Here is a 12,816-nt window from a genome sequence, read left to right as displayed (position 1 = left end):
TACCGGAATGATAGAGGAGGCGGCAGTGCGGTTTCCCTACCCAAAATAACATTGTAGGGAAACGGCACTGCCGTCTCCTTTTCGGATACTAATAATTCCCATGCAATCGGAAACGATCTTTATTCTTTAGTCGGCGCAGGCAGACTTTGTTTGTGTAGACGCGGTTTCAACCGCCGAGTTATCTGTGCGTCTCAATCTCAAAACTGATGGCAGTGAACCATCTACTCTACATATTCACATACATTGCACTTTCCCGCAATCTATTTTGCACCCGGTACTTCATCAAGTCTGTGGGTAGAACGAATGATTTTCCCATCTGGGTTGCTTAAGATTTAAGTCAAGTGTTAAGAGGATTTTTTTATGGCTTTACAAGCCTATCCCTCAGAATCTCGACGATTAATGGGCGACAATACATCCGAATTTGTTACTTTGTCGATCGGGGTAAAAACTTTACGACTCATTTAGGATTGCTCTATCAACTGTCAACTGTCAACTATCAACTAAGAGGGCGGGCTTTTTTGGCACCGCCCCTACCACAGGTCAACTGTCAACTGTCAACTTACTGCGTAACTTTATGAATGCAGAATTAGCTACAAACATTCTAGATAACCTAGTACAGGAAAAGAGAGGCGAACCCTTGAACCGCTTACAGCGAGCAATTATTCAAGGAGTGTTAGATGGTTTGACATACCAAGAAATCAAGAATAATTATGCGATCGCGCGGAACTATCAAATATGCTACTTAGCGCGATACGTTGCTTATCATTTGTGGAAATTGCTGACAGAGGTATTGAAAGATGCAGGAATTATCGACCCGGACGAAAGAGTCCGCAACAAAAATTTGTGGGAGTCCGCGATGAGAGTGGCACAGCAAAGCGTGCAGTCGGAATCTGTACAAAAAAGTCAACCCCCCGTACCGCCAGATCCGATGCTGGACAGAAAACTGCGAATGCGTTACCGAATTACCGAACATTTGGTAAGTACCGAGTTTAGCGATACTTATCTTGCGGGAGATGAAGATTTGCCCGATCGCCCTTTATGTGCAGTCAAACGTTGGAAAAGTCAGTCGATCGAAACAACCAAGTTGTTCGAGCGGGAAGCGCGAGTATTGTGAAAATTGGGCAAGCACGATCGCATACCGGAACTGTTAGCTCGCTCTCAGGAAGAGCGATATTTCTATTTGATAGTTGAATTCATTTATATCTGAAAGAGGACTAATGAATTATATTCTTCAGTCCTCTTTTAGAGGACTTGTGCTATGAGACAGGGAATTAATTCCCTGGCGGACTGTGGAATGAATCTTTGTTCGCGCTCGCGTCTCAATCTCAAAACTGATGGAAGTGAACCATCTACTCTACATATTCACATACTTTGCACTTTCCCGCAATCTATTTTGCACCCGGTACTTCATGAAGTCTGTGGGTAGAACGAATGATTTTTCCATTTGGGCTGCTTAAGATTTAACTAAAGAATGAATCGAAACATCGGGGTTTTTAAATTATGTTAGACATCAAAACCAATCCTAACGATCGCCTTTATTTAAATCAACAGCCAAACGATCTCGCCACATCAATATTTCCGGCTAACAGCGACTTGCTCAACGGAGCGATCGAGCCATTGAATATTCCTGGTTATAGTGCTGAATCTAGCTTGATTAATCTCACAGCATCCAGCATCGACCAACAGACACAGATCGCAGATTTTATTGTAGCTCATGCAGGCGATCGCCTCAGTTTCTCTGCGAGCGATCGAGTTACTGGCGATCTCGCCGATTCTCAACTCAAACCGCAGTCACAATCGGCGGTCGCAAACGCAGATCCGCTAACAGGAACGATATCTGCTTCCCAGTTGAATGTCGCCGATCCAGGTAACTCTCTTTCGACAGCTCGTAATATTGTTGGTGTTGAAAATGGTAGCATCAGCTTAACTGATTTGGTGGGCACAGGCGATCGCGACGATTTCTACCGCTTCGATATCAACACTAAGAGCAATTTTAACCTGCGTCTGGATGGTTTAACCAGGGATGCTAATGTCAGGTTAATTCACGATAGAAACCGCAACGGTGGTGTCGATCGTGGTGAAACTATTGCCAGCTCTATTGAGATTGGCACCATCCCGGACGTGATTAATGTACCCAATCTGGTTCCAGGAACATACTATGTTCAAGTCTCTAGCTTCTTCAACAACAACTCTACTAATTACAACGTGAATTTTTCTGCAACCTCTATTCCTGTAGTGCCAGATATTACCACACCTAATGGTGTTTATAATACTAACTACGGCTACGGTTTAGTGAATGCAAATGCCGCAGTTTCCCACACCTTAAATCGTTCAAGTCTTTTCCCCGCTCTTCCCGACCTGGGTGGGAATAACTGGGCGCTAGATGTGATAAATGCGCCGGAAGTTTGGAATCAAAACATTACAGGAAAGGGCATTGTTGTAGCTGTCGTGGATACTGGTGTTGACTACACCCATCCCGATTTGGATGGCAATATTTGGCAGAATAATGATGAAATTGCTGGAAATGGTATCGATGACGATCGCAACGGATTTATTGATGATATTCGGGGTTGGGATTTTGTGTCTAGCGACAACGACCCAAGAGATCAGATCGATAATAACCCAATAGGTAAGAATTTTTATGGTCACGGCACTCACATAGCAGGTTCGATCGCGGCAGAGCGAAATGATTTTGGCATCACAGGAGTTGCGTACAATGCAAAGATTATGCCTGTGAGAGTATGGCCCGCCTCTAGTCCCGGCTCGCCGAATAATGTTGCTGCTGGAATCCGCTATGCTGCTGATAAGGGAGCAAATGTAATTAACCTCAGTGGTTCTTACCATTCCACTCAGGTGAATGACGCAATTGAGTATGCAAATAATAAAGGCTCTGTTGTGGTTATGGCAGCCGGAAACTCGGGTGTTGACCAACCAGGTTATCCAGCTCGTAAGGCCGATCGCTTGGGAATTGCAGTGGGCAGCATTGATGTAAACGGCAGGATGGCTGACACCTCGAACCGTGCGGGTTCCACAGCTTTGGATTACGTAGTTGCTCCGGGAGTAGACATCTATTCTACAACTCCCTATAGCACGTATGACACCCTAACTGGCACATCTATGGCCACGCCACAGGTAGCGGGTGTAGCGGCTTTAGTTTTGAATGCTAATCCGACTTTAACTCCAGCTCAAGTTGAGTCCATTTTGACGACAACAGCTAATCGAAATGGCTTGACAGGATAGCATTGCAAATCCCCACTTAAGTCCTGCGGACATTAATCGAGCATTAGAGCAGACGCCTCTGGATATGGACGATCTAAACACGCCAGGTTTTGATTTTGGACTTGACTATGCCAGTGGGTAATGGTTTGATTCAAACCGATCGGGCGATCGCTAAAATAGTCGTCTAATTCAGATTAGAGTTCCCATCCCTGCGGCGAGATTGGGGAGGCAGAGTAAACTTCTCTGAAGGTCGATCGCCTGTGGCAGATTGAGGCGATCGCACGACGACGGCAGAAAGAGCGATCGGGCTAATTCTCTAAATTCCAACTCTAGAATCCTATGCTGTATTCCCCATTTAAGCGGCTCAAATCAACCCACTCTAGGCTCACTCATGTTTTCCTAGGTTCCATTTCCCTGTTCCTGCTTGCCACTATCCCCCTATTAACTACTCCTGACTCTCTGTTCCCAGCGATCGCTCAAACTACCGATGCTCGTAAAACCGAGGCCGATCGGCTCTTGCTGCAGGGGCTTCAACAGTATCAGACTAGCCAATTAAGAGCAGCGCTGAATTCCTGGCAACAGGCACTGCAAATTTATCGCGCCCTCAAAAACCGCCAACGGCAGGTTTCGATACTAAGCTATTTGGGATATGCTTACCGCTCTGTGGGCAACTCGGCCAAAGCCATTGAGTATTGGCAGCAGACTTTAGCCATCGCCCGCGAAATTAAAGACCGCTACGGGGAAGGGGCAGCACTAGGGACTTTGGGAGTCGCTTACGAATCTCTGGGCAACTCGGCCAAAGCCATTGAGTATTCACAGCAGTGGTTAGCGATAGCCCGTGAAATTAAAGACCGCCAAGGGGAGAGTCGGGCACTGGGAAATTTGGGAGGTGCTTACCACTCTCTGGGCAACTATGCCAAAGCCATTGAGTATGGGCAGCAAAGTTTAGCCATCGCCCGCGAAATTAAAGACCCTCAAATAGAAGTTTGGGCAATGACCAATTTGATACGTGCTTACGCGAGCGATTCTCATGAAGCAGAGGCCGATCGGCTAATGCAGCAGGGGATGCAACAGTCTCAGACTGGCCAATTCCCAGCCGCGCTGAATTCCTGGCAACAGGCACTGCAAATTTATCGCACCATCAAAAACCGCCCAGAGGAGGGTAGGGCACTGAGCAATTTGGTAGGTGTTTACCTCTCTCTGAGCAACTATGCCCAAGCCATTGAGTATTCACAGCAGAGTTTAGCCATCGCCCGCGAAATTAAACACCGCCAAGGGGAGGGTGCGGTACTAGGCAATTTGGGAGTTGCTTACCTCAATCTGGGCAACTATGCCAAAGCCATTGAGTATACACAACAACAGTTAGCCATCGTCCGCGAAATTAAAGACCGCCTTGGGGAGGGTAATGCACTGGGGAATTTGGGAGCCGCTTACCTCTCTTTGGGCAACTATGCCAAAGCCATTGAGTATTCACAGCAACACTTAGCCATCGCCCGCGAAATGAAAAACCCCCAAAGTGAAGGTGTAGCACTCGGGGGCTTGGGAGGTGCTTACCTCTATCTGGGCAACTATGCTAAAGCCATTGAATATTCACAGCAATATTTAGCCATCGCCCGCTCCATTAAAGACCGCAACGGGGAAGCGAGTGCACTGGGCAATTTGGGAGGTGCTTACGGCTTTCTGGGCAACTATGCCAAAGCCATTGAGTATACACAGCAACAGTTAGCCATCGCCCGCGAAATTAAACACCGCCTTGGGGAAGGTGCAGCGCTGGGCAATTTGGGAGCCGCTTACCTCTATTTGGGCGACTCGGCCAAAGCCATTGAGTATTCACAGCAATATTTAGCCATCGCCCGCGAAATTAAACACCGCCTTGGGGAAGGTGTGGCACTGGGCAATTTGGGACTCGCTTACAAATCTCTGGGCAACTATGCCAAAGCCATTGAGTATGGGCAGCAGAGTTTAACCATCGCCCGCGAAATGAAAGACCGCCAGGGGGAGGGTGCCGCACTGAGCAATTTGGGAGTCGCTTACCTCGATTTGGGCGACTATACTAAAAGCATTGAGTATACACAGCAACAGTTAGCCATCGCCCGCGAAATTAAAGACCGCGACGGGGAAGGTACGGCGCTCAACAACCTCGGAGCGGTGTTCTTAAAGGCTGGCAACCCAACAGAAGCTGAGAAAATGCTCGTCAATGGGATTCAAGTTTGGGAATCGATGCGTCAAATGCTCGGCTCCAACGACGCGAATAAAGTCTCCATCTTTGAAGGACAAGCTATGACTTATCGGACTTTACAACAAGTCCGGGTAGCTCAAAATAACCCGATCGCCGCTTTAGAAATTGCCGAACGGGGACGTGCTCGTGCCTTTGTCGATCTCCTGACAGAGCGCTTATCAACTGGTGATGCCAATCCGGTCATCGCCTCTGCTCCGGATCGGGAGCAAATCGCACAAATCGCCAAAGCACAGAATGCCACTTTGGTGCAGTATTCCATCATCTATGACAGCTTCCAGATTGAGGGCAAACAAGTAGGGCGAGAATCCGCGATTTACATTTGGGTGATTCAACCCACGGGCGAAATCACGTTCCGCCAGGTAGACCTCAAACCCCTCTGGCAGAAACACAAAGCCTCTCTCGCCGATCTCATTATTGGCAATCAAGAATTCCTCGCTGTTCGCAGTCGCAGCAGCACTGGTTTTGCCCAACCCCAACCCGACTTACCAACACTGCATCAACTGCTGATTGACCCAATTCAAACGCTTCTACCCAAAGACCCCAATGCCCATGTGATTTTCATTCCCCAAAAATCGCTTTTCCAGGTGCCTTTTCCGGCCCTCCTTGATGCCAACGGCACTTACTTAATCCAAAAACACACTATTCTCACCGCCCCCTCGATTCAAGTGTTGGATTTGACTCGACAGCAACGACAGAAGTTAGGCAATCAGCCAGCCAACGGTCGCGGCAGGGCTCTAGTATTGGGCAATCCCACGATGCCAAGCGTGTCTCTCTCTCCCGGAGTGCCCAAGCAGCAATTGTCTCCTCTACCTGGAGCCGAAGCTGAAGCTAGAGCGATCGCCCCTCTGCTCAACACCCAAGCCATCACAGGCGCACAAGGGACAAAAGCTGCGATCGTTCAAAAAATGCCCCAAGCATCAATTATTCACTTGGCAACGCATGGATTGCTGGATAATGTGCGCGGATTGGCAAGTGCGATCGCCCTGGCTCCTTCTGGTAGCGATGACGGCTTATTGACTGCTGAAGAGATTTTCGATATGAAACTGCAAGCAAACTTAGTCGTTTTGAGTGCTTGCAACACTGGAGAAGGCAGAATTACCGGGGATGGGGTGATTGGTTTGTCGCGCGCTTTGATTTCGGCAGGAGTGCCGAGTGTAATTGTTTCTTTATGGGCGGTTCCCGATGCGCCGACATCGGAATTGATGCAGTCGTTTTATCAAAACTTGCAAAATAATCCCGACAAAGCACAGGCATTGCGGCAGGCAATGTTAACTACGATGAAAACTCATCCCCAGCCGCGAAATTGGGCAGCGTTCACGTTAATTGGGGAGGCAGAGTAAGGACGATCGCTCTAATCTGCTTGTCGCGATCGATCTGATATATGTTGTGCATTGAAATTGTATATTTCAATCCCATATCAAAACTTGTCAAATCCTCTCCCCGTCTCCCATTCTCCCTCTCTCCCCCTCTTCCCCTCTAATACCATAGACAATCTATATGCACGACAGCTTACTGCCCCTATCGCGAAACTGGCGGTAGCAAAACTTCTGCTTCCTTCTCGATTTTAGCTTCCTCCAAAATCGGCTCTAAAACCGGAGAAGGAATCGGCACTTCTTCAACTACCTGATGCTTTTCCAAAGTCAAACGAGACTGCGACGAACCAGACAATCTTTTCAACAATTTCGGTTTCGGATCGTACAACAAATAAATAATTCGATCGCCTGCTTGCCAAATCTGAGTCGCCGACACTACTTGCAAGTATCCTTGCCTTTCTAGCAGCAGCGGCACTAACTCCCCGGCTTTAACCAAAGCTTGTAAGTGAGCAATCTGAAACTGCAATCCCTCTGTTTTTAACTCAGTTTCCCCCAATTTCACTTCGCTGTCATTCAAATATTCGTTCCAATCCTTCAGCGACAAATCCGAGACAAAAGCTTGATTAATTTTAGTCGGATTTGCAGGCGTATTTGCTTGCGGATCTTTGGGGAATATTGCCAAAACCCTCGGCGGTGCAAACTCTTCGGCTGCTCGCTGAGCTAACACTAAGTTTACCTCGCCGTTGTTAGTCATTGCCAGAAAAGTTCCCATCGATTCCAGTCCGGCTTCTTCTAACACGCTGTGGTCGAGAGCACTGCTCAAAAACACCCGCAAACCTTCTCGTTCTGCTTGTGCACAAGCTTCCGGGTCGGTGTCAATAATTGCCACCGATTCTCCGCGTTCTTGAAACAAGCGAGCAATTAACCTGCTTAAAGGATTTGACCCCACAATTGCAGCACCGGTTGCGGATTTTGAGGTGATGCCCAAAAGTTGAGCGATCCGTCCGGCCGTTAGTCCCTGGACGAAAACTGTCATAATAATTGTTAGGAAAACTAAGGCTTTAATCGAGTCGCCGCCGTTGATTCCCCGCTGGGTGAGCAAAATTGCAAATAAAGATGCGATCGACGCTGAGACAATTCCCCTCGGCGCTACCCAACAAACAAATAATTTCTGCCGCCAATTCAGTCCGCTGTTCCAAGTACACAGCCAAACGTTGATCGGCCGCACTACCCACATTAAAGCTAAAACTGTAAACAAACTTCCCCAACCGAGGGCGACCACACTAGCGAGGGACAAATCGGCCGCCAGCAGCACGAACAGCATGGAAATAGCCAGGACTGTCAGTTGACCTTTAAACCTCCTCAGTAGCCTTTCTTCCGGCACAGCAGCGGCTCTGAGGACGATGCCAGATAGGACTGTTGCCAGCAGTCCCGATTCGCTGCGGATTTCTTCTGCTAAGCCGAAAAACCCCCACAAACCTGCTAAAACTACTAAGTTTTTGAGGTCTTCTGAGAGAAATTGCGATCGCTTGAGAATGAATCCCAGCAGCCAACCTCCCGCAACTCCGATGACGGTGCCAACGAAGAGTCGCACGATTAAATCTCGGAACAAAACCAGCAAATCAGGATTGCCGTTCAAAATAATATTCAGCACCAATACTGCCAGAATTGCCCCGACAGGATCGATTAAAACGCCTTCTGCTTCTAGCAACGAGGCGACTTGTTTGTCAACAGATACTTGTTTGAGCAAAGGGCCGATTACTGTCGGGCCTGTGACGACTACTAGAGAAGCATACAGAAATGCGATCGGCCAGGGAAATTCCCCCAACCAGTGTGCGGCCATTCCGCCGCCAATTAGCGTAATTAAAGTGCCTACGGTAACTAAATTGCGGATGCTGCCGGAAAGTTTTCCTAAATCTCGCAATTCCAAATTCAAGCCGCCTTCAAACAGAATTAACGCTACGCAAAGCGATACCATAACTTCCAAACCGCTGCCCAGCAGATTCGGGTGCAGCACTCCCAAGCAGTCTGGGCCGGCTAAAATTCCAAACAACAGCAAAAAGACGATCGCCGGAACTTTCAGATAGGCGGCGATAACTTGAGCGCTGATACCACAGATGACGGTCATGACCATCAACTGGGTGATGTTAAAGGGGATTTCCATAGATATAATTGTTACAGGCTGCCCGCTTAGTTTTAAATGTTCGATCGCGGGTAATTGGAGTGCAGGCGCTATTTTCGGCGCAGCTTACAAACTCGGCACGGCCCTGCATTTTTCCCAATAAGATTAAAAAACCTTGATAGTCGCTATAACTTTATCAGATAATTCTCTTGGCGTCAAAGATGGCAGCAAGCTGTAGCTAAGCGAGATATTGTCTGTTATGTTCGAGAGTCTAATGGAGAGGCGGGGAGAGAGGGAGAGGATTTGACCAGTTTTGATGTGGAGCACTCTCAAATCTCCAATAGCAAGATTTGGTGGCTTTTCAATTACAGAGCGCTCAAACCCCCAGATTCATTTGTGGAGTCAATCTCCTATCTAAAAAACTCTAAAATCACAAGATTCATCTGTATAGTCTCTCTAAAATCTAAAATCAATCATCGATTGGCATCCTGCCACCTGCGAAAAAACTCCGATAGAATTGCCGGCGAAATTCGCCCTTCCAGCCAATCTAAAGCCTGGTTTTGCTGGGGTGCGGCCCGATAAAATTTGCACGCATCAATCAGCCGAATCGGAGAATTAGTGACAATAGATTGAGATCGCCATTTTTGTGCAAACTCGGTAATAATAGCCGGAGAAATTTGTTTTTGCAGCCAATCTAAAGCTTGGTCTTGTTGTGCTAAACCGCGATAATATTTGCCGACATCTATCAACCGCAAATTACTGTCTTGAGGTAAGGGAGTTGCCCGCCATTTTTGAGCAAATTCCCCTAAAACAGAGGTAGGAACCTGACTTTGCAGCCAAATTAAGGCAGTATCTTGGCTAGCGCTAGCTTTATAAGACGAGAATACCTGAGTCAGTCGCACGCCTGATATGGGAGTGGGAGTCGGAGCGGGAGTCGGGGTTGGAGGGGGGACAACTACTTTGGGAGATTTTCGCATCAAAGCGGCCCAGGTTTTGAGGCTGGCAATGCCGTCTGGATTGAGACCTTGAGATTTCTGAAACGAGATGAGCGCCGCTGTGGTGGTGGCTCCAAATTTACCATCCATCGCGCCTTGATAAAAACCTTTAATTCTTAATTCCCTCTGGATGTCTGCAACTTTATAACTTTGGGCGCCTTCTCGGACGCTTTCAAAAATATTGGTGTCTACATTGCCCGAGATGCCGGACACGCTGCCGGTGTCGCTGTACTGCCAAAAAGTCCAAGTTTTCCAGCCGCCGGGAACCCAAGGTTCTTCAGCACTGGTATAGTGAGCAATCCACAGCGGGTAATCCGCAAACCGTTTTGTCCCCAGGTTGTCCCAGAAACCGGGGTAGGTGTAGATAATCGGCCGCATCAAGGTGGCTTTTTCGACTGCTTGTAACCAAATTGCGGCTCGATCGCAGAATTCACCCACACTCAAACCGCCTGTAGTTTCCAAATCCAAGACTGCCGGCAAATCCCCCGGTTCGAGTTTTACAGTTTTCAAGAACAAATCTATTTGTCCTTGAATGCTGCTTGCAGGTCGAAAAAAGTGGTAAGCACCGCGTTGAATCCCCGCTGCTTTCATAGCCGCCCAATTGCGGGCGAAACTTTGGGCAACGAACGTTGCACCCTCGGTCGATTTGACAAAACTGAAGGCAATACCATCCCGGGCAACTGCTTGCCAATTGATATTGGGCTGGTAGTCGGAAACATCTATACCGCGAATACTCATATTACGAAGAGTTGAGAAAAGCTGGTTTGGTCTGAAGCAGCGACTCGATTAAGGGTACATTAAATTGTAATGCTAAGTCGCTAATTGTTTGTTTTCAGGGGAGATTGTGCAAATGAACTTCGATCGAATAGAGCCCGGCCCTGGTGAAGAGTCTGTTTGGGATTACCCGCGTCCCCCTCGCCTTGAGGAATCGACCAAACACGTACAGATAATTTTTAATGGAGTGACGATCGCAGACACGCGCCGCCCTCAGCGGGTATTGGAGACAAGCCACCCTCCGGTTTACTATATCTGCCCCGAAGACATCAAAATGGAATATTTGCACAAAACTTTACAGGGTTCTTGGTGCGAGTGGAAGGGACAAGCCGGTTATTACACTGTGAGGGTAGAGTCGAAAGAAGTAGTAAATGCGGCTTGGTTTTATCCCAATCCTAATCAGGTTTTTGCAGCTATTAAAGATTATGTGGCTTTTTATCCGAGCAAAATGGATGCCTGTTATGTGGACGGGGAATTAGTGCAATCTCAACCAGGGGATTTTTACGGCGGCTGGATTACCAAAGATATTGTCGGCCCGTTTAAGGGAGGGCCAGGAACTTGGGGGTGGTGAGGGAATGTTGAGTTTTGAGTTTTGAGTTTAAAACAGGGGCAGAAACCACGTTTTTTTACGCAAAACCTTGTTACAAGCATCGACCCCTTTTTAACAACCAGGTTTCTTGAGTTTGTTTGCCGCGTGAATGAGTTAAGGAATGGCGCTCAAATCGTTTTTTTAGACCGCAAAAATCAACAGTAAAAAATCAAGTAATAATTCAATAAATCTCTAATGTAGTAATGATGAATCAATGCAATGCAGGCAGGGAATAAAGTCAGGCGTTAGTTTATTCCCTTAAATATTATATAGTGTAGTAAATACAGCCAATGGTACGAAACAAATACTAAGATAAGTTAATAGTTGAAACTAGCTTTGTTGCTGCTTTATTGTTTATTCGGATCTGCGCTGTGTCTGTTGAATTTCTCCCGCCATCTAACTCACAAGAAAAACTACCAAAAAATCTATCTTTAGAGTCTACTCTTAAGGATTTGGCTGTATTAAATTTTCAAGTTGAAGCTTCATCCCTAGCCAAAGAAGTAGCCCGGTTTTTTCAAGCTCACCCGCTGCTTCCGGGAGTTATCTTGACCGTAAATGGCGAATTTTTAGGGATGATATCGCGCAGGCGATTTATGGAACGCATGAGCCGCCCTTACGGACTAGATACATTTGCTGGCCGACCAATTATGGCTTTGTATCAAATAGCTCAAACTGATATTTTGATTTTACCAGGAGTAGCCTTAATTGTCGTGGCAGCTCAGCGAGCCATGCAGCGGCAGCCCGAACTGCTTTACGAGCCGATTGTTGTGCAGTTAGAACCTCAAGTTTACCGACTGTTAGACGTGCATCAAGTATTGGTAGCTTTATCCGAAATTCACCAACAAGCTACTGGGTATATTAGGCAACTGTATTACAATTTATCGGTAACACAAGCCGAGTTAGAAGCAGCTAATTCTCAATTAAAATCAGCTAATTCCGAATTGTATCGCCTTGCGAACTCAGATGGGTTAACTCAGGTGGCGAACCGCCGCTGTTTTAACGAATACTTCGAGAAAAAATGGCAGGAATTGGGACAAGAAGCAGCAGAACTATCTTTAATTTTATGCGATATTGCCTTTTTTAAACAATACAACGATACTTACGGACATCAAGCGGGAGACGCTTGTTTGCAACAGGTAGCGAAAACTATTGTTGAGGCTGTAAATTACTCAACAGGCGAAGTTTCGGGGGAGACTCTGGTAGCTCGTTACGGAGGCGAAGAATTTGCAGTGATTTTGCCTCGGACTTCACCTGAAATAGCTGTCTCGATTGCAGAGAAAATTCGACTGTGGATAAAAGAACTAGAAATAGAACACATTAATTCGGAGGTGTGTTCTTCCGTGACGCTGAGTATGGGGGTAGCGAGTACGGTTCCTCGATCGTCCACTGCACAAAAAAACTTGATTGCAGCGGCAGACCGCGCGCTTTATCAAGCTAAAGACAAAGGGCGCGATCGAGTGATTTTAGATTTTAGATTTTAGATTTTAGATCAATACGGTTCAGTTAAGGCTCAAATAGTGGTAAATTAGGTATGGTGTCCAAAAATGGAGAGCAAGTAAGGTGCA

9 protein-coding genes are annotated in these 12,816 nt (G+C 47.0%); 6 read left to right on the top strand and 3 right to left on the bottom strand.

All coding sequences use genetic code 11. From position 1 onward, the window contains the following. Positions 1-574: 574 nt before the first annotated feature. Positions 575-1,114 (top strand): hypothetical protein, encoded by a 540-nt coding sequence (locus QUA47_RS15250; protein WP_333431345.1) that lies wholly within the window; start codon positions 575-577, stop codon positions 1,112-1,114. 386 nt (positions 1,115-1,500) lie between these two features. Next, positions 1,501-3,240, top strand: a complete 1,740-nt coding sequence (locus tag QUA47_RS15245) for a S8 family serine peptidase (protein WP_333431344.1) — start codon at positions 1,501-1,503, stop codon at positions 3,238-3,240. Positions 3,241-3,408: 168 nt separating this feature from the next. Here the strand turns inward: QUA47_RS15245 and QUA47_RS15240 are convergent, their stop codons facing one another. Beyond that, on the bottom strand, positions 3,409-3,546 hold the full coding sequence (locus QUA47_RS15240) for a hypothetical protein (RefSeq protein WP_333431343.1): 138 nt from the start codon (positions 3,544-3,546) through the stop codon (positions 3,409-3,411). Between the two features lie 12 nt (positions 3,547-3,558). Here QUA47_RS15240 and QUA47_RS15235 point away from each other — a divergent pair, with 12 nt between their 5' ends. Continuing rightward, entirely contained in the window at positions 3,559-6,798 is a 3,240-nt protein-coding gene (locus QUA47_RS15235; protein WP_333431342.1) for a tetratricopeptide repeat protein, read from the top strand. A gap of 178 nt (positions 6,799-6,976) precedes the next feature. Here QUA47_RS15235 and QUA47_RS15230 read toward each other — a convergent pair whose 3' ends face one another. Further along, positions 6,977-8,935, bottom strand: coding sequence for a cation:proton antiporter domain-containing protein (locus QUA47_RS15230; protein WP_333431341.1), 1,959 nt, complete (start codon positions 8,933-8,935; stop codon positions 6,977-6,979). On the opposite strand from QUA47_RS15230, the gene QUA47_RS15225 reads away from it, so the two are divergent. Continuing rightward, complete coding sequence (locus QUA47_RS15225) at positions 8,898-9,056, top strand: hypothetical protein (RefSeq protein WP_333431381.1); 159 nt, start codon at positions 8,898-8,900, stop codon at positions 9,054-9,056. The genes QUA47_RS15230 and QUA47_RS15225 overlap by 38 nt on opposite strands. A 310-nt stretch (positions 9,057-9,366) precedes the next feature. On the opposite strand, the gene QUA47_RS15220 is transcribed toward QUA47_RS15225, so the two are convergent. Next, positions 9,367-10,626, bottom strand: a complete 1,260-nt coding sequence (locus QUA47_RS15220) for a GH25 family lysozyme (RefSeq protein WP_333431340.1) — start codon at positions 10,624-10,626, stop codon at positions 9,367-9,369. A gap of 112 nt (positions 10,627-10,738) precedes the next feature. Here QUA47_RS15220 and QUA47_RS15215 point away from each other — a divergent pair, with 112 nt between their 5' ends. Both QUA47_RS15215 and QUA47_RS15210 read left to right on the top strand, forming a co-directional pair. Next, entirely contained in the window at positions 10,739-11,233 is a 495-nt protein-coding gene (locus tag QUA47_RS15215) for a DUF427 domain-containing protein (protein WP_333431339.1), read from the top strand. A 389-nt stretch (positions 11,234-11,622) separates the two neighbouring features. Continuing rightward, positions 11,623-12,732, top strand: coding sequence for a diguanylate cyclase (locus tag QUA47_RS15210; protein WP_333431338.1), 1,110 nt, complete (start codon positions 11,623-11,625; stop codon positions 12,730-12,732). Positions 12,733-12,816: the final 84 nt, after the last annotated feature.

This window comes from Microcoleus sp. MON2_D5, from assembly GCF_036701905.1.
Classification (GTDB): Bacteria; Cyanobacteriota; Cyanobacteriia; order Cyanobacteriales; family Microcoleaceae; genus Microcoleus.
This window is presented reverse-complemented; position numbering and strand designations above follow the sequence as displayed.

What these genes read in the sequence shown, in the direction of transcription:
- QUA47_RS15220 (WP_333431340.1), bottom strand. Translation starts at nt 10,626, where the DNA reads ATGAGTATTCGCGGTATAGATGTTTCCGACTACCAGCCCAATATCAAT.
- QUA47_RS15230 (WP_333431341.1), bottom strand. Translation starts at nt 8,935, where the DNA reads ATGGAAATCCCCTTTAACATCACCCAGTTGATGGTCATGACCGTCATC.
- QUA47_RS15250 (WP_333431345.1), top strand. Translation starts at nt 575, where the DNA reads ATGAATGCAGAATTAGCTACAAACATTCTAGATAACCTAGTACAGGAA.
- QUA47_RS15235 (WP_333431342.1), top strand. Translation starts at nt 3,559, where the DNA reads ATGCTGTATTCCCCATTTAAGCGGCTCAAATCAACCCACTCTAGGCTC.
- QUA47_RS15245 (WP_333431344.1), top strand. Translation starts at nt 1,501, where the DNA reads ATGTTAGACATCAAAACCAATCCTAACGATCGCCTTTATTTAAATCAA.
- QUA47_RS15215 (WP_333431339.1), top strand. Translation starts at nt 10,739, where the DNA reads ATGAACTTCGATCGAATAGAGCCCGGCCCTGGTGAAGAGTCTGTTTGG.
- QUA47_RS15225 (WP_333431381.1), top strand. Translation starts at nt 8,898, where the DNA reads ATGACCATCAACTGGGTGATGTTAAAGGGGATTTCCATAGATATAATT.